Origin of the sequence: Paenibacillus sp. GP183 (assembly GCF_900104695.1) — a bacterium.
In the GTDB taxonomy this organism is placed as follows: Bacteria; Bacillota; Bacilli; order Paenibacillales; family NBRC-103111; genus Paenibacillus_AI.
In genome coordinates this window covers 5,348,275-5,373,125 of record NZ_FNSW01000001.1, presented here as the reverse complement: position 1 = coordinate 5,373,125, position 24,851 = coordinate 5,348,275, and the positions used below count along the sequence as shown (strand labels likewise).

At 45.8% G+C, this 24,851-nt stretch carries 23 protein-coding genes; 4 read left to right on the top strand and 19 right to left on the bottom strand.

All coding sequences use genetic code 11. The features are described 5' to 3' along the window. Positions 1–41: 41 nt before the first annotated feature. From BLV33_RS26375 to BLV33_RS26350, 6 genes are all read right to left on the bottom strand, one after another. Entirely contained in the window at positions 42–767 is a 726-nt protein-coding gene (locus BLV33_RS26375) for an isochorismatase family protein (protein ID WP_090798486.1), read from the bottom strand. A 24-nt stretch (positions 768–791) separates the two neighbouring features. After that, positions 792–2,090 (bottom strand): MFS transporter, encoded by a 1,299-nt coding sequence (locus BLV33_RS26370; RefSeq protein ID WP_090798484.1) that lies wholly within the window; start codon positions 2,088–2,090, stop codon positions 792–794. Next, positions 2,077–4,083: an ABC transporter ATP-binding protein gene (locus BLV33_RS30530; RefSeq protein ID WP_090798481.1), complete on the bottom strand. Its 2,007-nt coding sequence runs from the start codon at positions 4,081–4,083 to the stop codon at positions 2,077–2,079. Before BLV33_RS30530 ends, BLV33_RS26370 begins: the two co-directional genes overlap by 14 nt. 35 nt (positions 4,084–4,118) lie before the next feature. Then, positions 4,119–5,006, bottom strand: coding sequence for an ABC transporter permease (locus BLV33_RS26360; RefSeq protein WP_090798479.1), 888 nt, complete (start codon positions 5,004–5,006; stop codon positions 4,119–4,121). Positions 5,007–5,036: 30 nt separating this feature from the next. Beyond that, the gene (locus BLV33_RS26355; protein WP_090798477.1) at positions 5,037–5,984 is read right to left on the bottom strand and encodes an ABC transporter permease; all 948 of its coding nucleotides are present in this window, start codon (positions 5,982–5,984) and stop codon (positions 5,037–5,039) included. Positions 5,985–6,048: 64 nt separating this feature from the next. After that, entirely contained in the window at positions 6,049–6,753 is a 705-nt protein-coding gene (locus BLV33_RS26350) for an isochorismatase family protein (protein WP_090798475.1), read from the bottom strand. Positions 6,754–7,039: 286 nt separating this feature from the next. Here BLV33_RS26350 and BLV33_RS26345 point away from each other — a divergent pair, with 286 nt between their 5' ends. Next, positions 7,040–7,966, top strand: a complete 927-nt coding sequence (locus BLV33_RS26345; RefSeq protein WP_090798473.1) for a LysR family transcriptional regulator — start codon at positions 7,040–7,042, stop codon at positions 7,964–7,966. Between the two features lie 18 nt (positions 7,967–7,984). Here BLV33_RS26345 and BLV33_RS26340 read toward each other — a convergent pair whose 3' ends face one another. After that, the gene (locus BLV33_RS26340) at positions 7,985–8,758 is read right to left on the bottom strand and encodes an arylamine N-acetyltransferase family protein (RefSeq protein ID WP_090798471.1); all 774 of its coding nucleotides are present in this window, start codon (positions 8,756–8,758) and stop codon (positions 7,985–7,987) included. A gap of 164 nt (positions 8,759–8,922) precedes the next feature. Between BLV33_RS26340 and BLV33_RS26335 the strand changes: the two genes are divergently transcribed. Then, positions 8,923–10,356, top strand: coding sequence for a PAS domain-containing sensor histidine kinase (locus tag BLV33_RS26335; protein ID WP_090798469.1), 1,434 nt, complete (start codon positions 8,923–8,925; stop codon positions 10,354–10,356). A gap of 536 nt (positions 10,357–10,892) precedes the next feature. Here BLV33_RS26335 and BLV33_RS26325 read toward each other — a convergent pair. From BLV33_RS26325 to BLV33_RS26305, 5 genes are all read right to left on the bottom strand, one after another. Next, a complete protein-coding gene (locus BLV33_RS26325) occupies positions 10,893–11,561 on the bottom strand; it encodes a hypothetical protein (protein WP_090798466.1) in 669 nt (222 codons plus the stop codon). A gap of 97 nt (positions 11,562–11,658) precedes the next feature. Then, a complete protein-coding gene (locus BLV33_RS26320) occupies positions 11,659–11,970 on the bottom strand; it encodes a hypothetical protein (RefSeq protein ID WP_090798464.1) in 312 nt (103 codons plus the stop codon). A gap of 22 nt (positions 11,971–11,992) precedes the next feature. Continuing rightward, the gene (locus tag BLV33_RS26315; protein ID WP_090798462.1) at positions 11,993–12,403 is read right to left on the bottom strand and encodes a DUF6220 domain-containing protein; all 411 of its coding nucleotides are present in this window, start codon (positions 12,401–12,403) and stop codon (positions 11,993–11,995) included. Between the two features lie 161 nt (positions 12,404–12,564). Further along, positions 12,565–13,257, bottom strand: a complete 693-nt coding sequence (locus BLV33_RS26310) for a response regulator transcription factor (RefSeq protein WP_090798460.1) — start codon at positions 13,255–13,257, stop codon at positions 12,565–12,567. Next, positions 13,254–14,720: a sensor histidine kinase gene (locus BLV33_RS26305; protein WP_090798458.1), complete on the bottom strand. Its 1,467-nt coding sequence runs from the start codon at positions 14,718–14,720 to the stop codon at positions 13,254–13,256. The genes BLV33_RS26310 and BLV33_RS26305 overlap by 4 nt, the downstream gene beginning before the upstream one ends. A 250-nt stretch (positions 14,721–14,970) precedes the next feature. Between BLV33_RS26305 and BLV33_RS26300 the strand changes: the two genes are divergently transcribed. Together BLV33_RS26300 and BLV33_RS26295 are read left to right on the top strand one after the other, a co-directional pair. Further along, positions 14,971–16,296 carry an MFS transporter gene (locus tag BLV33_RS26300; protein WP_090799228.1) on the top strand — a complete coding sequence of 442 codons (1,326 nt, stop codon included), beginning with the start codon at positions 14,971–14,973 and terminating at the stop codon, positions 16,294–16,296. Further along, on the top strand, positions 16,289–17,200 hold the full coding sequence (locus BLV33_RS26295) for a polysaccharide deacetylase family protein (RefSeq protein ID WP_090798456.1): 912 nt from the start codon (positions 16,289–16,291) through the stop codon (positions 17,198–17,200). The genes BLV33_RS26300 and BLV33_RS26295 overlap by 8 nt, the downstream gene beginning before the upstream one ends. A gap of 89 nt (positions 17,201–17,289) precedes the next feature. Here the strand turns inward: BLV33_RS26295 and BLV33_RS26290 are convergent, their stop codons facing one another. The 7 genes from BLV33_RS26290 to BLV33_RS26260 all read right to left on the bottom strand — a co-directional run bounded on the left by BLV33_RS26290 (position 17,290) and on the right by BLV33_RS26260 (position 24,835). Next, positions 17,290–17,502, bottom strand: a complete 213-nt coding sequence (locus tag BLV33_RS26290; protein WP_090798454.1) for a hypothetical protein — start codon at positions 17,500–17,502, stop codon at positions 17,290–17,292. A gap of 33 nt (positions 17,503–17,535) precedes the next feature. Further along, a complete protein-coding gene (gene preA / locus BLV33_RS26285) occupies positions 17,536–18,834 on the bottom strand; it encodes an NAD-dependent dihydropyrimidine dehydrogenase subunit PreA (RefSeq protein ID WP_090798452.1) in 1,299 nt (432 codons plus the stop codon). Positions 18,835–18,875: 41 nt separating this feature from the next. Continuing rightward, complete coding sequence (locus BLV33_RS26280; protein ID WP_090798450.1) at positions 18,876–20,234, bottom strand: NAD(P)-dependent oxidoreductase; 1,359 nt, start codon at positions 20,232–20,234, stop codon at positions 18,876–18,878. A 42-nt stretch (positions 20,235–20,276) separates the two neighbouring features. Continuing rightward, positions 20,277–21,158: a nitrilase-related carbon-nitrogen hydrolase gene (locus tag BLV33_RS26275; RefSeq protein ID WP_090798448.1), complete on the bottom strand. Its 882-nt coding sequence runs from the start codon at positions 21,156–21,158 to the stop codon at positions 20,277–20,279. Further along, positions 21,151–22,425 (bottom strand): M20 family metallo-hydrolase, encoded by a 1,275-nt coding sequence (locus BLV33_RS26270; protein ID WP_090798446.1) that lies wholly within the window; start codon positions 22,423–22,425, stop codon positions 21,151–21,153. Before BLV33_RS26270 ends, BLV33_RS26275 begins: the two co-directional genes overlap by 8 nt. Positions 22,426–22,516: 91 nt before the next feature. Continuing rightward, positions 22,517–23,878, bottom strand: a complete 1,362-nt coding sequence (locus BLV33_RS26265; protein WP_090798444.1) for an aspartate aminotransferase family protein — start codon at positions 23,876–23,878, stop codon at positions 22,517–22,519. A 66-nt stretch (positions 23,879–23,944) separates the two neighbouring features. After that, a complete protein-coding gene (locus BLV33_RS26260) occupies positions 23,945–24,835 on the bottom strand; it encodes a polysaccharide deacetylase family protein (RefSeq protein ID WP_090798443.1) in 891 nt (296 codons plus the stop codon). Positions 24,836–24,851: the final 16 nt, after the last annotated feature.

The window sequence follows — 24,851 nt, the reverse complement described above, 5'->3', positions numbered from 1 at the left end:
ATTGTTTGGTTTTCTGAAGCGGAATTGCCATGCCGTATATATTATATTGTTGCGTGCTCCTTCTTCCTTTCGGAGGCGATTTCTGCAAAATAGGTTGTTGCTTCAAAGCGGTCAATGACATCGGCGTATTTTTGATGCAAGTCGAACAGGTTCACGTAGTGGGACATCTGGGTACGGTCAAAACAAGCTTCAGCCACGACACCCATATGATAGCGGTTCGTTGCGCCGTCAACTACAGTTGACCGTACGCATCCGCTCGTCGATTCGCCGCAGGCAATCAGCGTATCGATACCCATGGAGCGAAGCTGATATGCGAGCACAGTTCCATTAAACGCGCTCGGAGCCGCTTTGCGAAGTACCACCTCTCCGGGCTGGGGCGCAACTTCTTCGACAATATCACTCATTTTTCTGCGAAGCTCCTCCGGAATGTTCGTCGGCCTTCTGCCTATTTTGCCTCCCCAACCGATGACGCCGTCCGTATCCAGTTTCGTGACATGGATGACCGGAATATTGTTCGCCCGGGCTGCGGCCAGCAGCTCTGCCGCGCGGTCCACAGCTTCCCAGCCCTCGAGTCCCATGCCGCCTGGAAGATACTTGATCTGCTCCATCAGCGGCTCTCTCTTCAATCCGAGAACTCCATAGTAGATGTCGATGAGCAGAAGCGCCGGGCTTTTTCCGAACCCGAAAGGTTCTTTTTTGCCCCATAATTTATAATGCTCCTTGTCTTGCTCCGTAAAAAATCGTTCCCACTCTTTTGTCATATCCATTTCCAAATTCCTCCCTGTTTTTTGTTATAAAGCTCTTTCATTCGACTTTGGCTGCGGCATAGAGAAGGGCTCCTTCGGTTCCTCCTCGGGTGGTTCGATGCCTGGTGTTTGCGACTTCCATTTCAACGAGGTAAACAACGAAAATCCAAGCATGGCTGCAACCAGAAACCCTCCGCCCACGTAAAATGCAATCGTTAACCCGAGTGTTTGACCCAAGACTCCGAATATCGCCGGGCTCAAAATTTGCGATATTCGATTCATGATCAGGCGCATGCCCATCAGTTTGCCGCGATTAGGCCCCTGGTCGTCATCGACCATAATCATGATGCTCACCGGCTGATTGATCCCAACCGCGCCTCCAATGACCATAACCAAAATAATAATCCACGCCATGTGCAAACCGGCGAGCGGCGTCAGCACAACGCCAATGGAGGCAATAATGCCGGCTATTATCAATATCCGCTCCATAGACGCCAGGCGCATTAACCACCCTAAACCGTATCTGGACAGCATACTGGCTAAACCACGTATTGAAATGATGGCTGAAATAAGCAATGTTGAGTATCCAAGTCCATCCAAATAAATCGGCATGAAGCTCATATACAGCGATTGAATGTACATGATCAGGAAAGTAGCGACCAATCCGAACTGGACAGAGCGAAATTTCATTAGATGCCAACCGCTGACGTAACTGTCGAGGATGCCTTTCGCCTTCAGCAGATCTTTAGGTTTCACAGATTTTTCAGCTTCAGCATGCTTATAGCCTTTGGCAATCACAAGCAATAATATAAAAAACAGGATTGAGGCTATACAAGCTGCGCCGAAAGTAAATTTATAACCGAACATTTTGTTAACGAATAAAGAGGTTACGCCCCCGCCGATTAACGGTCCCAGCATCCCGCCAGCAGACATCCACATCGAATATTTATTGATGCTGCCGTTACGCTCCTTTTTTCGACCTTCGGAAACCAGCACCTGGAAGCATGACGACATGATAAGGACGCAAATGCCCATAAATACTTGTGATATCGCCATCATCCATAAACTATTGGCAATTATATTGGCAAACAGCGATAAAATAAGTGAGACGCTTCCGTATTTCAACATTCGCATGGGGCCGATCGAATCGATCAGCTGCCCTATCGGCATCGCGATAAAGATAGGCAGAATCGCACGCATCGTAACCAAGAACCCGATCGCTGCTGTAGAGGCGCCGGCTTCCTGCGCATAGAGTGAGAAAAAGGGCTGCGCCATGCCGGTAATGGTATAAAAAAAGCCTCCGCCATAAATGCCGAATTTCCTGTAAAACTCAGGAGACAACATGGCAGGAGACCTTTCTGCTCACTCGGTAATCTTCGAGTTTTGGTTTTTCTTGCATGCATCTTTCCGTTACTTGAGGGCAGCGGGAACTAAACGCGCAGCCTGTTGGCGGGTTCGCCAAGCTAGGCAATTCCCCTTGAAGCAATTCAATATTCCTGCTTTCTTCCACCCTTGGGTCCGGCACGGGAACGGCGCTAAGCAGAGCCTTCGTATAAGGATGGGCGGGGTTATTGAATATTTCTTCAGCAGGGCCGCTTTCTACGATTTCACCCAAATACATAACCGCAATCGTATCGGAAATATAGCGAACGGTTGACAGATCATGGGAAATAAAGATAAAACTAAGCCCCATCTCTTCTTTTAAATCGCACAGCAGATTAATGATTTGCGCCCTGACGGAGACGTCCAGCGCCGATGTCGGTTCGTCCGCAACAATGACGGTTGGATTCAATGCGAGCGATCTTGCAATCCCTATGCGCTGGCGCTGTCCGCCGCTTAACTGACTGGGATAACGGTCCAAATATGACGTTTCAAGCCCGACCTTCTGAATCAAATCCCGCACTTTCTGTTTGCGTTCCTCTTTAGTGCCGATCTTTTGCACATTAAGCGGTTCTCCGATAATATCACTGATTTTCATTTTCGGGTTGAATGAAGAATAGGGATCTTGGAAAACGATCTGGATATTTCCATCCATGTGGATGCTCCCTGAAGTAGGCTTATCCAAATCCAGCAGCATCCTGGCAGTTGTGCTTTTGCCGCAGCCGCTTTCCCCAACAATGCCGATCGTTTCGCCTCTCTTCAGGGTCATATTAATGCCATTGACGGCGCGGATGACCGTACTTTTCTTCCACGGGACCAACGATTTTTTCGTAAAATGCTTGTTCAAATCCTGGATTTTCAAAACAGTGTCGCTTGCATATACTTCCTTCGTCTTTTCTGAATCCATGGACTTGACGTATTTGTAGCTCAAAAGTTCAACGATTTTGTCTTCCCCTTCACTCATTAACCCATTTTCCAGCCAGCAAGCAGCCGATTGATTGCCGCCCCGCAAGGTAAGATCAGGCGATTCCAGATAACAGCGGTCGATAGCAGCCGGGCATCGATCTTTATAAGAACAACCGGTAACCGGCAATTTCATATCGGGCGGGAAACCTTGAATTTGCAAAAGCCGGTTCTTCTTTTCCCCGGCGACGCTTGGTATCGCCTTGAGCAAGCTTTGCGTATACGGATGCTTCGGCTGGCTGAAAATTTCATGAACCGTTCCGAATTCAATGATCTTTCCGGCATACATGACCGCCACCTTTTGCGCGAAGCGGGCAACCAGCCCCAAATCATGAGTAATGAACATCATAGTGGTGCCTGTCGTTTCCGCCAATTCTTTTAACAATTGGACAATTTGTGCCTGAATGGTTACATCCAGAGCGGTCGTCGGTTCGTCGGCAATGATCAGCTTCGGGTTGCAGGATAGCGCCATCGCAATCATGACACGCTGCCTCATGCCTCCGCTGAGTTCAAACGGATAAGCGGATATTCGTTTATCCGCATCAGGAATGCCGACGCGCGCCAAAAGATTAACGGCCAAGCTGCGCGCATCTTTAGCGTTTAATTTCAAATGCATCCGAATCGGCTTTACCATCTGGTCTTCGATCTTCATGACCGGGTCGAGCGACGACATTGGATCTTGAAAAATGGTGCCGATTGCGCTCCCACGGAGCTTATTTAATTCCCGTTCTCCCAGCCCGATGAGCTCCCTGCCTTCCAGCTTGGTGCTGCCTGAAACCACTTTGCCGGGAAAAGCCAGCAATTGGATCAGGGACATAGCCATCGCGCTTTTGCCCGAACCGCTTTCGCCGACAATGGCCAAACGTTCTCCGCGCAGAAGATCAAAAGAAACGCCGTTTACCGCCTTCACCGTACCCGAATCCGTAAAAAAATGAGTATTCAAATCACGAACTTGCAAGACCGGTTTCTTTTGAACAGCTTCCATATCTATCATGTGCCCTCCTCATGACATTACAAGTGGGGTTACGTTTATTTCCTTGCTTTTGGATCCAGCTTTTGGCGAATGCCGTCGGATAAAAAATGAAGGGAAATTGCAATGAGAAAAATAGCGAGCCCCGGCAGCGCCGAAATCCACCAAGCTTGCTGCAGGTACTGCTGCCCTTCCTTAATAATATTTCCGAGAGACGGCTCCGGAAGCTTGATTCCAAGCCCTATAAAGCTCAAACTGGCTTCGAGCAATATCGCGTTGGCAGCGGCAATGCTGGCGGCTACGAGCAGCGGTGCAATCGTATTCGGGATGATGTGTTTGGCCATAAGCCATCCCTGAGAGGCTTTCATAGTCTTGGCAGCTTCAATATAGGTTCGCGATTTTAAGCTGAGCACGATTGAACGCTGCAAGCGAATGAATCTGGGTACGTCCGCCACAGTAATTGCGATGATCACGGGACCAATTCCGGCTCCGAGAATGGCCACCAGCATGATAGCCAGCAAAAGCGATGGGAAAGCAAGGAAAATATCGACGATCCCCATTATAATTCGGTCCACATACTTTCCGTAAAAACCCGAGATTGTTCCCAAAACAAGACCAAAAATAAGTGAAATGACCGCAACGGCAAAGCCCACAGTCAGAGAAACTTTACTTCCCGCCAGAGTTCTGCTGAGCACGTCTCTGCCCAGTTTATCTGACCCGAATGGATGTTCCAGCGATGGCGCTTGCAAGCTCGCGCGCACGTTCGATTCCAAAGGTGGCTGCAAGGGAAGCCAAGAAGCAAATATCGTTGCAAGCACAAAAGGAACGAGGATGACCACAGCATATAAAATACTTTTATTTGCATAAATAAACCGCAGATACGGTATGTGCACTCTTGCTGGTTTTGCCACCGGGCTGAACGGCGTTCCAACGGCTTTTTGGTTCATTTCAAATATCCCTCCTTTTGTCCAAATAGGTTAGGTCTGCACTCTCGGATCGACTCTTTTGTAAATCAAATCCGTCATATAATTCACCAAAATGAAAATAAAGGAGTAGAATAAAATACCATTTTGTACAAGCGGATAATCCCGGCTGTTAATTCCGCTGATCAGCAAAGTTCCATTTCCCGGTATGGAGAAGATGTATTCCACAATAACCGCTCCATTTAACAGGTTTGCGAAGCTTAGACCAATGACAGTGATAATCGGCAGCATGGAATTTTTTAATGCATGCCTGAATACCACAACAATTTCCGACAGGCCCATCGAACGCGCCGTCCTCACATAATCCTCGTTCAACACCTCAAGCACCGAAGTACGGGTAATCCTCGCCAGCGTGGATATTTGGGTAAGGGAAAGAACGATAACAGGCAGCGCCAGCCTCTTCATCAACATGAAGGGATTATCAAATTGAATTGCGCCGCTCGCCGGCAGCAAATGCAAAGTAAGGGACAGCAGCAGCATCAGAAGCAGCGAAGACATGAAAGAAGGCATCAATTCACCAACCATCGAAGCCGAGGTGAGGGCATTATCCATCGCCCTCCTTCCTTTATTCGCGTGGAAAGCGGCGACCGTTCCAAGAGGTATGGCGATCAAGATGGAAACTAAAAGAGTGAATACAGCTAGAGTGAATGTGATCGGAAGAGCTTTCAATAGCAGCCCTGTAATTGGGAGGGAAGTCGTGAGCGTATTTCCCAAATCAAATCTTATAAGACTTTTGAGATAATCGAGATATTGCATCCAAAGCGGAGCGTTAAGCCCCAGCTTTTGCCGAAATATCTCCAAAGCCTCTCCGGAAAGGTTGTCCCCTGCCATAGCCGCTGACGGGTCGCCCGGAATCAAACGAATGGAGAAAAACACCAATGAAACTACGCCTAGCATCGTCACAAACAGCTGCAAAGTTCTTTTTATGGAATAGCTGAGCATCTTATTTCACCACCCAAACCGTTTTATACCAATCCAATCCATTTATGCGATTCAAAGAGATTTGTCATACTGTTTTCAGCAGATTACGATTCGCGAGATGTTCGAGCACCTCATCAATGTGCATCACATCGGCGTATTTATGGTGAAGATCAAACAGACTGACTTTGTGGGATAAAGGACTGCGGTCAAAACAGCATTCCTCCACAACAACGGAATGGAGGCCGTGGGAGTATGCATCGACCACGCTGGCGCGTACGCAGCCGCTCGTGGATTCCCCGCAAACGATCAAGCTGTCGACGCCCATCATCGTTAAATAAGCTGACAACGGGGTACCGTAAAAACCGCTTGCCCTTGTTTTATAAATGATCAAATTTTCCGGTTCCGGTTTGAAATCAGGAAATATTTCATAGGAGTTTTCACTTTTTACAGAAGTCGATTTACGGTTTGTTGAGGAAAACGATCCCTTTTCCCTTGTTCTTTGGTCTCCCGTCAAATAAATGACAGGGTAACCGTTCGATCTTGCAGCCTCGAGTAATTTTTTCGTTGGCTCAATGGCTTCCCAGGCATGAATTCCACAGGAACTTGGAAACTCTTTTTGCAATTCAATAACCGGCTTAGGGCCTCCCTCGTAGGCAAGGTTATACAGGTCGACCACCAGCACGGCTGGTTTTTTGCCTACATAGGTTTCCCGTCGATACGGTTTATAAATTTCCAGCAGCTCTTCACTAACGAGTTCTTTCCAACAATGATCTTCAAAATCGTATTTCATTTCACAATCTCCCCTCGATTTGGCAAATTGGCAGAACTTCTACTTTTTACATGTGTAATATTATCTAACACAAAATAACGTTACCTTATATTTGTTAACATCATATTGAAAAATTAATGACATGTAAATAACCGAATATGAATGGTTTTATTGAAAAAACTAATGATAGCGAATACATTTACTGTGAGAATCCGAAAATCCTGTGACAAATCTCTAGTTTCACATGTTATAATGAATTTGTTACGTTATGTTACTTGACATAATAAAAACTTTGGAGTGATGCATAATGAATTTAGTACAAATCAGTACCTTTCTTTCCGTCTATCAAATAGGGAGTTACACTAAAGCTGCAGAACTGTTGTATTTGCCTCAGCCGACGATTTCCCATCGGATCAGCCAGTTGGAGAAGGACTTAGGGAAGTCTTTACTGATTCGCGGAAAGAGAAGTATAAAGCTCACAGAAGAAGGAAAAGCCTTTCTGCCTCATGCCCAAAGAATTCTCGGCGCTTTGCAAAAAGGCAAGGAGGCTGTGGAGAGGATTGGACAGGGGGCTACAGGGTCCTTGTCGATTGGCTGTAATAATTCATTTGCCCATGCGCTTCCGGAAATTATGGACTCATTTACTGCGGAATATCCGAATATATCCATAAAGGTTTACTGTTATCCCACAAAAGAGCTTATACGCATGATGAAAAACCAGATTTTCCAACTATGTATCACCCGTTATGCAAGTAATGACAGCGAGATTGTCTACCGCCCCGTACATAGTGAGCAGACCAAGCTATTCGTATCCCCCGAGCATCACTTTGCAAATAGGGGGTGTGTCTCTTTGGATGAAATTTCAAAAGAACCGCTTATTACGTTCACCAGTGTTTCGCAGTATCGAAAAATTTTCGATTTAACGTTAAGCCAATTCAATTTGACCTATCAGGCCAAATATGAAACGAACAATTTGCAATTAATGAAGCACTTTGTAAAAAGAAATATGGGAGTTTGCCTCGTTGGGAATTTATCAATGAGAAGAGAAGTTGAACAAAAAGAGCTGGTCCAATTAGAAATTGAACACAACCCTTTTCCTTCCACCCAGATCTTTGTCGCTTGTCTCAACAAAGAATTAAACAGCTTGGATTATTTGTTCATTAAGCATTTTGAAGAAGGAATCAACAATAAATTCGAATTTCAAAAATCAGTATCCGCAGGTACGATAAATTAATTTTAATGCAAGAAGGTATTAATCTAGATTAATACCAAAATTCTCAAGCAAGGCTGCTTTATACTCATCTTGATTCTGCGGGGTAAAGGTCCTTACCCCCGCGGAACTAAAGATGCGAAATTCTCGGCCTGCGATCGTATTGCGTCCCTCCGGTGTTCGTATGGCGACCATTGGGTTTTGGGTAAAGATCGAATCAGGCGCGTTCTCACACCAGAAGCTCGCAAAGATGAAGTCCTTCGGCAACTGAGGCTCCTCCGTGAAGGAGTAAATTTTGTTCCATTCACCGTTCTTCTGCTCGCAAAGCACCCAGCCGTAATACGGATCGCGCTCGAGACGGTAGCACTCCTCGCCTTGCCGCTGATCAATACCTTCTATTAAAATAATCGATCTGCGGGGTAAGATACCGCCCACGCCGACATCGCACAAGTATGCCGCGCCTTCTGCTTCTACCTTCAGGACATGATGACGTCGTTTCGGCGGAGTATTCGGTTCGTCTCGCCAAAATCGGGCGAACAAGTCAGTGACCGGATAACCAAGCTCCCGCAGCAGCCAGCCGAATAAAGCGTTCAGCTCGAAGCAATATCCTCCACGCCGACGCATGATAACCTTTTGATATACATCCTGCGGATCCAACGATAAAGGTATATGGTCCAGGATATCCAAATTTTCGTACGGAACCGTATGCAGATGACACTCCTGCAGGTCGGACAGCGTTTTTACACTGCCGTCGAGCGTTCCTTTAAATCCAATGCGCTCCAAATAGTTCTGAATTTGACTATTATTACTGAGCATGCTGAACACACCATCCTTTTAAGTACTGTAATAATGTAAATTTATCCCTGTACAAAGTCGATTTGTAAATTATAGAATACATATTAGCTACTAGTTGAACTCTCCTCCCATTTCAGGTCATTAGACTATCATATTTGCTGCGGTAAGGAAAGGAACTTATCATCATGAATCAAAACGAATCCTTATTTGTTCACGCTTTTAATCATACGCCTATTGGCATGGCATTAGTTGCCCCTGATGGTCGCTGGTTAAAGGTCAATCCTGCTTTATGCGATATGTTTGGATATTCAGAGCAAGAGCTTTTATCTTCGAACTTTCAAGCTATTACGATTGAGGAAGATTTAGAATTGGATTTTGAAATGATACGCGAAGCTTTAGAGGGTAAAATTGATAGTTACACTTTTGAAAAACGACATTATCATCAAAATGGAAACATAGTATGGGTATCTATCAGTTCTTCTTTGATTCGCGACGAGCATGGAAAACCTCTTTATTTTCTCTCCCAAACCGAGGATATTACGGTACGAAAAAAAACGACGGTACAACTTCGCCATCTTCAAAAATTAAGCGAACTCATATCCGAAAGTGAACAGGACATACTTATTTATTTGTCTCCAGACTTTATTTATCAGTATGTATCACCCAGCTTAAAGTCTATCCTTGGATATGAAGCTGAAGAAGTTGTTGGGAAATTGGCTGTGGACTTTCTGCACCCTGATGATTTTTTAAAAGTCGCAAATCCTGATATTTTTCAAAAGTCTGATGTCAACACGCTTACCTGTCGTATACGTCATAAAAATGGGGATTATGTTTGGTTTGAAAACGCTGTAAAAGTAGTCCGAAATGAACAAGGGGAAATTGAAAAAATATTAAACATTGCCAGAGATATAACGGAAAGAATGAAAGTTGAAGAAGAAAGAATTCATACGCAGCAAACTATTATCAATTCAGAAAAACTTTCAATAGTCGGTCAATTAGCTGCCGGTATCGCACATGAGATTCGCAATCCATTAACAGCCGTTAAGGGTTTTCTAAAACTATTGGAACGTCAAATGGCAGAAAACTTGCATTATTTTGAAATACTAAATTCTGAAATAAATCGAATAGAACTCATAGTTAATGAGTTATTGATACTTGCAAAACCACAAGTGATAAATTATCAAAAAAAAGATGTTTGCAACACTTTAGAACACGTTATCGCCTTACTCGAATCTCAAGCCCTATTGAAGAATGTGATCATACATACGAAATTTTGTGAAGACGAAGTGCTTATCCATTGCGACGAGAATCAACTAAAACAAGTTTTCATTAATTTTATTCAAAACTCAATTGAATCCATGCAAAACGGTGGAGAAATCCTAGTGAATGTTGCTAGAAATCAAAAGAGCTTTATAAGCATTACTATCGAGGATCAGGGCTGTGGATTATCAGAGGAGCAATTGGCAAAGCTAGGGCAGCCTTTTTTTTCTACAAAGGAAACAGGTACAGGATTAGGGTTTATGGTGAGCAAAAAAATTATTGAAAGCCATAATGGAACTCTACATGTAACTAGTAAAGTTAATATTGGGACGAAAATTGAGATGGCCTTCCCCATCTAACCAGGCCGGCTGTTTATAGCTTTCTCCGCGAGATATTCCTCGTCCTTTTTGACATAGATGTCGTATTGGTCGTTATCATTTCTGTTGAAGCTCCTATCGTAGCTTGTTATTCGGCTGCGATAGGAAACTCCGTGACTTTTTAATTTATTTACCGCATCATAATATTCCGATTGATTAAATGAAGTAAAGACAAGGCGTCTATGCTTGGAAAAAAGAAACATGATGAGATTCATAATGAGCTGCTCGATATTTCCCCATAATCATCATCGCCCCCATTATATACGATTTGAATCCAGCCTTTGAAATCCTTAGGAATTAAAAAAACATCTGGAGATCTTCCTTTGCCGCTGCATCCCGTAAATAATAAAGAGATAATGCTGCTGAAGAATTCATCTTAACATCTCTCCATATATCAATTGGTTGAATACTTCCATATTACCACAATATGCGGCCAGTTGAGGAAACACCTCATCGGACATGAAATCTCAGCCAGTTTCAAATGTCAAAAGGAGCTGCCGAGGCAGCTCCTTCATCAGTTATGGCCTATATTGCTCCTCTAGCAATGTAATCTTGTCAGTAACAATAACAATATTAAATAGCCGGTCAACAAGGTTAGTTTTTTCTGAAACAAAATCATTGAATGCTATGTATTTCAGCAAAGCCCCATTCAATTCATATATCATTGCGTCATTTCTTAGGACTACTTTGTCATTTTCAATAATTTCATTTCTAATATAAAAATTGTTACTTAAGGAAGCGGCATTAGGATTATTATCTTCCTGAGCTGCTTTTTTGGCATCATCTCCATGAAACCAATTCACATAATCAAAGACTAAATAATACACACCTTTTTCATTTCTTAACTCTTTAATAAAAGCTAATTTTTTTGATACCCCTGGTAAATTATCAATTATTTTGCGTATTTTATAAATGTTCGCTTCGTCCTCAACTTGCATTGTATGTAAATTACCCGTAATGTACTTATAATTAGCTGTTAATTTATCGTTTTCAGATTTCAAATTTTCAATGATCAGGCTGGTACTAGCTAACTTTTCGGATAATCGTTTCACATCTTGTTCCAGACTTGAGTGTATTCGCATGTTAGTTCCATTGAGATTATGAATGTTATAGGAATAACCTATATTCAAAATTAGTGAAGTACCCATTATCACAAGAAAAATAACAAAAACAACTTTTCTTTTCATGGTTATACCTCCTTTCCAATTGGCCCCTTCAACTATGATGAATAAGTCCAGGTGACAACTGATACCCAATTATATCATGAAAACAACGATGCTAAATCTATTTGTCGTGCGAGGATAGATATAATTTCTTTAGCAATAGCGCATATCCAAAGTACTGCAGCAGTAATCCAAATGTACATAGCACAGGGGCCAAAAGAAAAATCGGATCCATAACATCTCCAATTGTCGCAGGAAGCGACTCATACAGTAAAATGACAAGACTGATTAAACTGAAAGTAAGGAATACAATCAGTGCACCGAAATGCAGACAATTATGCTTCGAGGAATCATGCAAGTATCTATGGTAAAATGCTTCCAGGCCGAACAAACAACCGAGAAAAACATTGATCCCCCACCAGATAAATTGCATAACCCCCCTCCCATTTCGCATTTTACCTGAACAAAAGCCATGACCAGGAACGTTTCATTAAATGCATCGATATCCCAAACAAGAGCAAGGCATCAATCGTGTGAATCGCCGGAAGAAACCCGGGGAATTGGAGAGTCAAGTGCTGTAATGAAGTGAGCGCAAACAAGCCTAGAGTTAACCATCGCAATCCTCCCCGGATGCGCCCGAGAAACGATAACAGGAACATAAGGACGGAGGCTAACTCGAAATAATTCGCGAATGCACGATGCAATTGTAAATAATCGGCGTTCACAAATACACCCAATCCGGCGAAAAACACTTGGAGAATCACACACACGAAGTAACCCGCTGCCAACAGCCCGTAAACCAATCTTACTGATCGAATACGTCCTGATGCTTTTACTTCCTCACCTGCTTTAACTTCGTTTTCCATCTTTTGTCACCTCCTCCCCTTATTCATGATAGGGGGTATGTCTAAATGGTCTCTAAACGAAATCTAAAAAAAGTATAAAAGAATCACTAAATAAATAAAACGACCTTCACGGGTGAGTGAACAGGTCGCTTCAGACTTTTTCATTATTTTGTACGATGCATCTAAAAATTTAAGCGGTACCCAACGCCCCAAATCGTTTCAATATATTGCGGCTTGGAGGGATCGGCTTCTATTTTTTCCCTCAGCTTGCTTATAAAAACGGTCACAGTGGCGTTGTCGCCTAAAGAATCCAACCCCCAGATTTTCTCGAACAATTCATCTTTGCTGAACACCCGGTTCGGATGGACGGCTAGAAACAACAGCAGGTCATACTCCTTGGAAGTAAACGATACTTCTATTTCATTCACGGACACCTTCCGGGATATTTTGTCAATGTGAATGCCGCGTATTCGGATCTCATCTTTTTGCCTTATCCGATTATCTGTCATTAATCGGTCGTAACGGGCGAGGTGCGCTTTGACCCTGGCGACCAGCTCCCCCACGCTAAACGGCTTGGTCATATAATCGTCCGCACCGAGTCCAAGACCCCGTATTTTGTCGATGTCTTCCTTTTTGGCGGAAACCATCAGGATCGGAACGTTTTTCAACAGACGGACTTGCCTGCATATTTCGAACCCGTCCGTTTTCGGCAGCATGAGATCGAGAATGATCAGATCATAGTCCTCTTCAAGTGCTTTCTTGAGGCCGATGTCACCGCTTATCGCGACCTCTACCGCCAAGCCGCTTGCTTCCAAATAATCTTTTTCCACTTCCACAATGACTTCCTCGTCCTCGATGATCAAAATTCGCTTCATAACAGCTCACCGCCATGTTTTGTCTTTCTAAGTGTAAAATAAATACTGGTGCCTTCCCCCAATGTGCTCTCTGCCCACACATTCCCACCTTGCCCTTCTATGATTTGTTTGACAATGGCAAGTCCTAGTCCACTGCCCCCCAAAGCCTTGTTTCTCGACGGATCCGCCCGATAAAAGCGGTTAAAAATATGCGGCAGTGCCGCGTCTTCGATGCCTGATCCGTTGTCTTGTATTTCTACAGTCGCTTCATTGTTTCCGTCAAATAAATCAATCCTGATTTCTTTTGTCGCTTTGTTCATATATTTTAAACTATTTTCGATAATGTTCATGATCACTCTGCCCAGCTTTTCACGGTCGGCTGTGACGCTAACCGGTCGGTCTCCGAAAAAGGAGAACGCAACCGAAACCCCCGCCATACGCGGATCGAGGCGCAATTCTTCGACAAAATCGCGCAAATATGCCTCAAGATCCATCGGTTCAAGGTTAAAAGGCAACCGATTCAAATCAAGCTTGGAAAACAGAAACAATTCGTCGATTAAACGATCCATTTCTTCCGTTTTTTTTGCGATCATACTCATATATTTTTCCTGCTTTGGACCGGTATCCGCGATGCCGTCTTGAATGCCTTCGACGCAAGCTTTAATCCCGGTAATCGGCGTTTTCAGGTCGTGAGAAATGTTGGAGATCAGTTCTTTGCGGTTTTCTTCGTACTGCAATTGAAGCTGGATCGATTCCTTCAAACGGACCCTCATTTCTTCAAATGCCCCGCTCAACTTTCCAATTTCATCTTTTCGTATCAAATTTACTTCATGATCCAGATTTCCCTCTTTAATTTGTTCGGCAGCGTGTTTCAATCTGTACAAAGGTTTAATGATGCTGCGGGAAACCAAGAAGGTCAAGATTCCATTGGTTAGCCCAGTCACAACAAGCAGGCACAGCACAAGCAGTGGAAAAAACTTTTTTGCGTTATCGATCATCAGATTCATATCGGAGAGCACATAGACTGTTCCGGCACTGTGATCGCTGAACGAGATATCGTACTTTGCAACCGTAAAACGGCCGCCCACTTTTTTGCCCCAAGGATATGAATCCGATCCTGTTGGTAACCCTTGAAGCTGTTTATTAAGATCCGGGCTGTCCACAAAAGGTGAAACGAAGCTCATCCTTTCACTTCGCATGACAACGAGTCCTGCTTGCAGTAGGTTCAATTCCTCATCCGTATTTTTCAAAAAACCGCTGTCAGTGAAACGGTCGGGATCCGTTCGTGCCATAAATTTGACACCGGCAATAAGTTCATTGCGTTGGTTGGTAGAATCCCAAATAGCCGGCATTCCATTCACGCTGCCGGTTCCCGCATTTTTAAAAAACACAGAAGCCAGCGTTGCGGCGATCAGAGCGAATAAGACGACTGGAATGATGGTCATGGCAATATAGGAAAGCAGTAATCTCATTTTGATGGACATGGCAAATCTCCTTCTAAATTTCATCATAACCATTATGTCTAAAACATCTCTAAATCAATTCTAAAAAAAGTATAAACAATGCACAAATAATATTTGTTGTGGGGCATTTTTTCAATTCAATGTATACTGATGTTGGACTAACAAATATATACATTAATTAACTGCGTTTTTTATAATTTGACAGCGCTTTCAATAATCGCACAAAACATGTGGTTGCGGGAAGAAATGCTGTGTGGAGGAAGAAGATCAAATGACAAAAAAGCTTCTGAATTCCCCGCTAACCTATGCACTCGGGATGCTGGCCATGATGATACCCGTGCAGGCGTTCAGTGCGTTCTACAGCTATTATTATGTGGAAAAGCTAGGACTTGGAGTCGGTCTCGCCACTCTTGCCCGGACCATTTATTTGATTTGGGATGCTGTAGACCAGCCCATCTTCGGTTATTTGTCCGATAATACAAGGACACGATGGGGAAGGCGCAAGCCTTGGATCTATGCCGCAATGCCGCTGTTTATCTTGACGTTTATTATGGTGTTTGCCGTGCCTGAGGGCATGGAAGGCAATAATCTCTTCATTTGGTTTCTTACTGCGCTAATTCTTTTTGAGACTGTAACTACTGTTCTATGGGTGAATTACGGAGCACTATTTCCGGAGTTATTCAGGGGGGACAGAATCCGCGCCAAGGCGTCAGCGGTCCAACAAGGTTTTCAAATTGTGGCGATTCTCATTGGCTCTGCACTGACTCCGATCATATTTGCCGCTTACGGATACCGAAATATGGCGCTTATTTATGCGCTGGTCTTTGCCGTATTTATGTGGATATGTATGGCCCATGTAAAGGAAAAGGAAGAAGCACAGCAGGAAGTACCGCTTGGGATTATAGAGGCATTCCGGGAAACGCTAAAGAACAAGCAATTCTGGATTTTTAACATTGCCAACTCTTTTGCTCAAACTGTGAATGGTTTGCTAAGCTCCATGATACCGTTCTATGCCAAATACGTGTTGAAGATTCCGGAGACCCAGGTTTCACTCCTGCTTGCATCCATTTTCGTATCGGTGATTCCGCTTGTTGCGGTTTGGTATTTGATCGTACGAAAACTCGGCGGTGTTACAAGTTGGCGTCTTGCACTGGCTGTCTACAGCCTGTCGGTTGTACCCTTATGGTTTGCCCAGGGACTTGGCAGCGGCATCGCGGCAGGAGTCATGGCCGGTTTCGGCTTATCAGGTTTCCTCGTTACACCTGCAGTGCTGAGCGGGCAAATCATTGATCTCGATGCTCAGAAAACAGGGCGCAGAAGGGAAGGTATATACACAGCCGTCGCCGGATTTATCACACGGTCCAGCGGACTTATCTCCGCTCTGGCTTTCTGGATTGTCGGCATGATATTTGGCTATGTCAGCGGAGAACATCCGGGCTCTAATCCGGAAGCCACCTTCAAATACTTGATCAGTGCGGTGCCATTCTGCCTGCTGCTGATTTCCTTCCTCATCTCGCTCTTTCTCAAGAAGGTTTCGAATGAAAATCATGTAACCAACGATATGATGAGCGATTCCGGAGTGGAACATCATGGATAAATATCTGATCATGAATTGCGATGACTTTGGGCAAAGCCACGCGGCTAACAAGGCTATCATGCATTTGCTTGAAGAAGGCAAGGTATCTTCAGCAACGATCATGCCGCCTGCCCCTGCTTTTCAAGAAGCTACCGCTTGGGTGCGGCGTAAAGGAATCGTGAACATTGGCCTTCATCTCACCCTAACCAGTGAATTTGCCGGCTTTCGTTGGAAGAGCTTGACCGGACATTCGTCACTTCATGATGAGAGCGGATATATGCATATGACCGTCCTCGATTTCGAGAAGAAAGCTGATCCCAGATCGGTAAAATCGGAAATACTGGCCCAGTTTCAAGCTGCGAAACAAGCCGGTCTCCACCTTACCCATGTTGATAATCATATGGGCAGTCTTTATGGAATCGCAACGGGACGCAGTTACCTTCCCTTCGTACTTTGGCAGTGCTCGATGAGGGGACTGCCGTTTCGGCTTTTCCGCTACATATATAAGGATAAGTTTCTCGAGTCTCTTACTAATGCGAAAGAAGCTCTCGAGAAAGTAGTGGTGCTCGCGGATATACTCGGAGTCGGCATACCCGACTATCTGCTGTCTCATCCTTATTACATCGAAGAGGGCGAAACGTACCGCAGCTTCAAACTATCGCTGATAGAAAAGATTTACGATCTTCCGGAGGGTGTAACCGAGACTTATATCCATCCAGGCATGGAGGATGAAACGATGCAAAGATTAATTCCTTCCTGGGAGAAAAGGGTTTGGGAATACAAGCTGATGCTGGATGAGGATTTTACCTACGCGCTTCGCGATGCCAAGGTAACATTGACCGATTATCGTTATGTTCAACAGCATTTAAGAAGATCGAGATGGAAGTCTGCCATGGCGTTATTCAAACTGATCTTCCCAAAGTGAGTGACAACTTGCTATTTTTGGTTTCTTGATGTGAATTTTACTTAACAACTTTAACATTCCTGTTGTGAGACGACCATCTAACACTTGATTTAAGCATTTCGCATTTGCTTCAGCAGTTGGTTCGAAAGATGAATCCGTGCCTCCGCTGTAAGGATGTGCAGGGTGACTTGAGTATCATCGGAAGTCTTAAGCTCTAACCATGCCCCGCTTAAGTCTTCTCTTACTGCATGGATGACGAAGCCTTGTTGCAAACAGTGATCGAGTTTGTTCTTTTCTTCCAGCACATCACTATAAAAAGACATGCATATCTGCTCCCTTCTCCATGAGCTTGGCCATCATGACACAGCCTCTTTCGAGCTGGAATTCGTGCTAACTCCTAGCTTAGCCAGAGCCTGCTGTCGCTGGTTCCAGGTTAGCGGCATTTCCGTGGAAGGCAGCTCCACCATGTCGATCACGCCATCTACCGGACAGACGATCGAACAGAGGTTGCAGCCGACACAATCCTCTTCCCTTACCTCAAGATAAGACCTTCCGTTCGCATCGGTTTTCTGCTCTATGCATTGGTGCGCCGTATCCTCGCAGGCAATATGGCATTTGTTGCAGTTAATGCAGGTATCGGTATTGATACGGGCCACGACTTTATAGTTCAGATCCAAATCTCCCCAATTGGTGTATCGTTCCACGGAGCGGCCAACCAGTTCATTCACACTCGCTATGCCTTTTTCGTCAAGATAATCATTCAAACCGGAGATCATTTCTTCAACGATTCGAAAGCCATGGTGCATCGCCGCCGTACAAATTTGCACGCCAGCCGAGCCCATCAACATAAACTCGACAGCATCCTTCCAGTTGGATATTCCGCCGATCCCGGAAATTGGAACGCCCACAAGCGGATCTCTGGCACATTCGGCAACCATGTTCAGCGCAATCGGTTTCACGGCAGGACCGCAGTAACCGCCGTGCGCCCCTTTTCCGGCTACATGCGGGATTGTGTTCCAAGTGTCTATATCGACACCGGCCAACGAATTGATCGTATTAATCAGCGAAATCGCGTCTGCTCCGCCTCTGACAGCAGCTCTGGCCGTTGCGGTAATGTCCGTGATGTTAGGCGTTAATTTGACAATGACCGGTGTGGTCGCTACCTCTTTGGCCCACATCGTCTGGGCTTCCACCAAATCCGGCTGCTGACCGGAGGCCGAGCCCATCCCACGCTCAGCCATGCCATGCGGACAGCCGAAATTCAGCTCCAGCCCGTCTACGCCGACAGCTTCCACTTTCTTTACAATTTCATGCCATTTTTCCCGTTTGGGTTCAACCATAAGGGAAATAACCAAGGCATGGTGAGGGAACAGTTTTTTGGTTTCATAGATTTCTTTCAGATTGACCTCAAGCGGCCGATCCGTGATCAGCTCAATATTGTTAAATCCAGCCACACGCTGGCCGTTAAAATGAATGGCAGCAAAACGGGAAGACGTATTGATAATCGGGTCGCCGAGCGTTTTCCAAACGGCTCCTCCCCAACCGGCCTCAAAGGCACGCTGTACTTGATATCCTGTATTAGTGGGAGGTGCTGATGCAAGCCAAAAAGGGTTCGGAGCAGTGATGCCAGCTAAATTAATGCGCAAGTCAGCCATAAGGATTCCCCCTGCACTTAGATAATATCAAACATAGATCTTTATGCCGTTTCACTTATTGCCTGAACCAATTGTTTGTAGATGGCATAGGCCGCAAGCTTGCCCTGCTGGGCCGCCGAAACGACCATCGCTTCACCTTGTCCATCACCGAATATTACGTCTCCAGCAGCATAAATTTGTGGATTCGAGGTTTGGAACGTTTCTGAATCTATCTTGACTACACCTCTGTGGTGCTCAATCTGCAGCGAATCGATCAGATCCAAATGACGCGTTTGCCCGATCGCTTTAACGACAGCCTCCACCTCCAACGTATACTCGGAGCCTTCAATGGCAACCGGCTTTGGACGCCCGGCCGTCGATTCCTCAAGTCTCATGCGTACGCATTCCAGGCCGATGACACGGCCTTCAGCATTGCCGATAATCCGTCTCGGCGCGGTAAGCCAGCGGAATTCGACCCCATCCTGCTTGGCAAACTCGTATTCAAAGTCATATGCGGTCATTTCGTCCCGAGTTCTCCGGTAAAGCATTTTCACATTTTGCGAGCCAAGTCTTACTGAACAGGTTGCGGCATCTATCGCCGTGTTCCCTGCCCCGATTATGGCGACCCGTTTTCCGGCCAGTTCGCCGGTCATGCCGGTTTTCGTCGACTCAACGAGATCAATCGCATCATAAACTCCGTTAAGCTCTTCTCCCTCAATCCCGAGCATTGGCACGCGGGACATTCCGACAGCCAGCACGACGGCATCGTGTTTCTCCAGCAGTTCTTGCGCGGAGATATCCTCTCCGATCTTCACGCCCGTACGAATATCGACGCCAAGCTTTCTGACCTGTTCCACTTCCCAAAGTGCGACCTCCTGTGGCAGTCGGAACGATACGATTCCAAACGTATTCAACCCTCCGGCTAGCGGCTTTGCATCAAAGATTGTAACCTCAAAGCCGAATCTGGCGAGCTCACGCGCCGCCGATAGACCTGCTGGTCCCCCGCCGATAACCGCAACTGTTTTGCCGTTTCTGGCGCCGGCTTTAAAGAGCAGCTGCTCGTTGCGGATTGCCCAATCCGTAGCATACCGCTGCAAATCACCGATCATGATCGGTTTCGAAACATGGTTCAGCACGCAAGCTCCTTCACAAAGCTCAACCGTTGGACAAACGCGCGAACAGCTCGCGCCCATCGGATTGGCATCCATGATCGTTCTTGCAGCTCCCTTGATATTATCGGTGGCAATACTTTTGATAAACGAGGGAATGTTGATTCCTGTAGGACAAGCAGTGATACAAGGCGCATCGTAGCAATATAAGCAGCGATTCGACTCTTCCTGCGCTTCTTTCGGTCTCAGACCAGGCTTGATTTCAGCAAAATTTCGTTTCATTTCTTCGATGGATATAAATGAGCTGCTCATCTTCATCCTCCTCGTTTGTAGTTGATCCTGCCAAATCGACGACTACAAGCCAGTGAGCTGTTTATACGTCTCAGGCCGTCGGTCACGATAAAACTGCCAGATGTCGCGGACCTCGCGGATGAGCTTACTATCCATACTGCCTAGGATGACTTCATCTTGGTCACGGCTCCCGATCGCCACAATCGAACCCCGCGGATTGACCAGGTACGATTGGCCGTAAAACTCGCCCATATTCCAAGGCGCCTCGACCCCGACGCGGTTGATCGCAGCAACATAATATCCGTTGGCGACGGCATGCCCCGGCTGCTCCAGCTTCCACAAATATTCCGAAGTACCCGCTACCGTCGCCGACGGATTGAAAACAATTTCCGCCCCGCCCAGACCGAGCACTCTTGCACCTTCAGGAAAATGCCGATCGTAGCAAATGTATACCCCAACCTTGGCAAACGCCGTGTCAAATACTGGATACCCCATATTTCCCGGTTTGAAATAATACTTCTCCCAAAATCCACAGCCTTCATTACCTGCCGCCACCTGGGGAATATGATGCTTCCGGTATTTCCCGAGATAGCTTCCATCGGCATCGATCACAGCTGCCGTATTGTAATATGAGGCGATGCCTTCTTTTTCATAAATAGGCAAGATGATGACGATACCGAGCTCGCGAGCGAGCTCCTGAAACAGCTGGGTCGTAGGACCGTTAGGAATTTCTTCTGCAGCGTCATACCATTTAGTCTTCTGCTCGGTGCAGAAATAAGGCCCGTAAAAAATTTCCTGCAAGCCGATAATTTGCGCCCCTTTACTCGCTGCTTCCCGAACGAGCCTGAGATGCTTTTCTATAGCGGCCTGTTTATGCACCTCAATGGGTTCATCGCCATGTACTTCGTGTTTGGCCTGGATCAAGCCAATGCTAACGTTACTCATGGGCTCCCTCCCATTGCGTTTCGGATAAGAGCTGACTAACGGTTTGATATAAAAGATCAGTTCCTAGTGAAATATCCTCTATAGATGAGTATTCTTTGGGATTGTGACTGATGCCGTCCCGGCTTCGAACGAAAATCATCCCGTAATCGCACACGTAAGACATCACGAGCGCATCGTGAAAAGGACCGCTCATCAGCTCCGGAACGGGTATTCCCAAAGAAGAGGCCTTGTCTCTCATAATCTCTTTTATCCAATCGGCGCAGTAGCGCGGCTCACTGTTTGTATCTTCTCTAACCGTATAGCTGAGGCCATGTTCTTCAGATGTGTCCGCCAAAGCCTTCATTAGCCGCTTCTCCAGACGATGGCGACGGTTCAAATCGATATCGCGCAGATCAACCGTGAAGCTGACTTTCTCCGGAATGATGTTGATTGAATCAGGGAAAACCGACAATGAACCAACAGTTCCGACAGTGGGAGCGCCCGGCTCGCTTCGGGCTAATTCGTTCAGCGCGATGATGACTTTGGCGGCTCCGACGAGCGCATCCTGGCGCATATTCATCGGAACAGACCCCGTATGACCCGCAACTCCCGTCATTTCTACAGTCAGCCATAAAGGCCCCGAGATGCCGGTAACAATGCCGATTGGCGAACCTTTTGCTTCAAGAACGGGACCTTGCTCAATATGCAGTTCAAGGTAAGCGGCTATACCGCCTTCTGGATAGCGAGAGCTTTCGAATCGCTCCGGATCGCATCCGAAATCCAATAGTGCTTGCCTGCGGGTAATACCGTTTTTATCAGCACGCTCCAGCTCCCCCTCCTCCAGCTTCCCGATTATGCCTCTTGAACCGAATAAGCCTTTGTTAAATCGGCTTCCCTCCTCATCACAGAAAGCAATAACTTCTATGGGTATTGCTGGAGTTATCTTCTGTTCCATCAAGGTTTGAACCGCTTCGATTGCTCCAAGAACGCCAATAGCACCGTCAAATCTGCCGCCGTAAGGCTGAGAATCAATGTGGGAACCGAGCATAAGGACCGGCGCCTCCGGATGGCTTCCTTCCCATCGTCCGATTAAATTGCCGAAATCATCCAATTTAGCCTTAAGACCAATCTCTTCCATCCACGATTTGACCAGCATCACACCTTCATAATCTTCCTTGGAGAGCGCAAGGCGGCAAACACCCGTTTCGCCGATGCGCCCGATCTGTGAAAGCGTCTGAATGCGTTCTTGTAAACGTGTGCTATTGATAGAAACAGATAACGAATTCATATCTGTCAGCTCCTTTTCGCTTAATGTATTGAGAAAACAAAAAAGGCCCATGGCCCCGGAACGGTCACAGGCTTTGGTCATCAAGATTTGTTTACAACTCGGCAAAGGCTTGCCCAAGCACTTCGGCAATAAAATCAAGCTCACTGTCTGTCGTGACAAAAGGAGGCGCTAACGTCAAAACATTGGCGAAGCCGGGAACCGTATCCCCATTCCTTCCGATTATGAGTCCTTTTTGCTTGCAGAGCTGAATGATTCTCAACACTTTTTCTGCTGCTGCAGGCACCTTTGTCGCTCTATCTTCTACCATCTCAATCCCGCAAGCCGAGCCAAAATAACGAATTTCTCCAATGTTCGGATGTTCGGATAGAACCTCAAACCGTTTACGCAGCCCTTCACCCAGTGAAGCGGAACGCTGAACCAAATCCTCACGCTCCAAAATGTTCATATTCTCCAGTCCCACTGCACAGGATACCGGATTGCCGGCGAATGTGTTGATGTGCCGGAAATGGGAGGTGGCTTCCTTCTCCTTGAAGCTTTCATACATTTCTGCACGAACCGCAGTCGCCGATAGCGGCGAATAAGCGCTGGTCAAGCCTTTGGCCATTGTCACAACATCTGGCTTGACGCCGAAATTTTGATGGCCGAACCGTTGTCCGGATCTCCCGGCTCCGCATATCACTTCATCGACGATCAGCATGACTCCGTACTTATCGCAAATGTCGCGAACCATCGAGAGATATTCAGGCGGCGGAACAATCATGCCTCCACCGGTAATCACCGGCTCAAGAATGACACCCGCAACCGATTCCGCACCTTCCCAATTGATGACCTCCTCATATATTTGGGCGCATTCAAACGCACAGCTTCCTAGTGTTTGCCCAAAGGGACAGCGGTAACAATAAGGAGGAGGTACATGTACGAAACCAGTACCCAGCGGTTCATATTTTACCTTTCGGCTTGCTTGTCCGGTTGCTCCAAGTGCCCCCATCGAATTTCCATGATAAGCCCGATGCCTGGAAATGAACTTATAACGCGTCGATTCACCTTTCTGGTGATAATACTGCCTGACGATTTTAAAAGCGACTTCATTCGCTTCCGAACCGGAATTGGAGAAAAATATACGATACTCGCCGTCCAGCCATTCGTTGATTTTCTCCGCAAGCCTGATAGCTGGTTCGTTCGATTGTGTCGGGAGCGAATAGGCTAGCGTCTTCATCTGCTCGTAAGCCTTCTCGGCTATTTCCGTACGGCCGTGGCCTACATTTACACACCATAGGCCTGACATCCCATCCAAATACCTCTTGCCGTCCACATCCGTAATCCAGCTGCCTTCACCAGAGACAAATATGGTTGGATTGTCATTATGCGGGGACATATGATGCCAGACATATTTACGGTCTTTTTCCAACAATTCTTCCTTCACTGTCTTAGTCTCCGTGTTTTCCAAGGACATTACCTCTTTCCGGAACATCTTCTCAGTGATTGCGCTATATTTTATATTTATTCAACTGCTTTTTCATTATTCGGGCTGAAAGGGACTTCTATGGGCAAAATCATCGGCGATCTCATCAAAAGTTGCCCAACGAACACCCTCGTGACTATTGATATACTCTATCAAGCGTTCATGCATGAGAAGCACTTGCGGCCTGCCGCTGACATCCGGATGAATGGTTATCGTAAACACCGCATAATCATATTCACGATAAACCCAATCAAACTGATCCTTCCACATTTGTTCAATATCGCGCGGATTCACGAAGCCATGACTATTCGGGGATTTTTTAATAAACATCATGGGCGGGAGATCATCCGTATACCAGTTGGCAGGAATCTCAATAAGATGTGTCTCTTTTCCTCTAACCAAAGGCTTCATCCAAGCTTCAGCAGACTGTTCATAGTCAATATTCGTCCAACTATCGCCGACGCGGACATAGTAAGGATGGAAATCGTTGTGCATTAGACTATGATCGTATTTTATCCCATATTTTAAGAGCAGCTCATTGGTTATATTCGAAAACTCCCACCATGGGGCAACATAACCTGTTGGACGTCTCCCAGAAACTTTTTCGATCAAATCAATACACTTTATTAGAACCGTTTCTTCTTGCTGCGAGGTCATAGCAATGGGATTTTCATGAGAGTAGCCGTGAATGCCAATTTCATGACCACCTTCAACGACCATCTTAGTTTGCTCGGGAAAAGTTTCAATGGAATGGCCAGGGATAAACCAGGTCGTTTTTAAATTGTACTTTTCAAAAAGCTTGAGCAAACGAGGCGTTCCAATTTCCCCTGCGAAAAGTCCCCGAGTTATATCATCCGGGGAATCTTCTCCTCCATAAGATCCAAGCCATCCCGCTACCGCATCCACATCAACGCCATAAGCAACTATAATTTCTTTCTTTTTCGTCATATAGGAAAGACCTCCA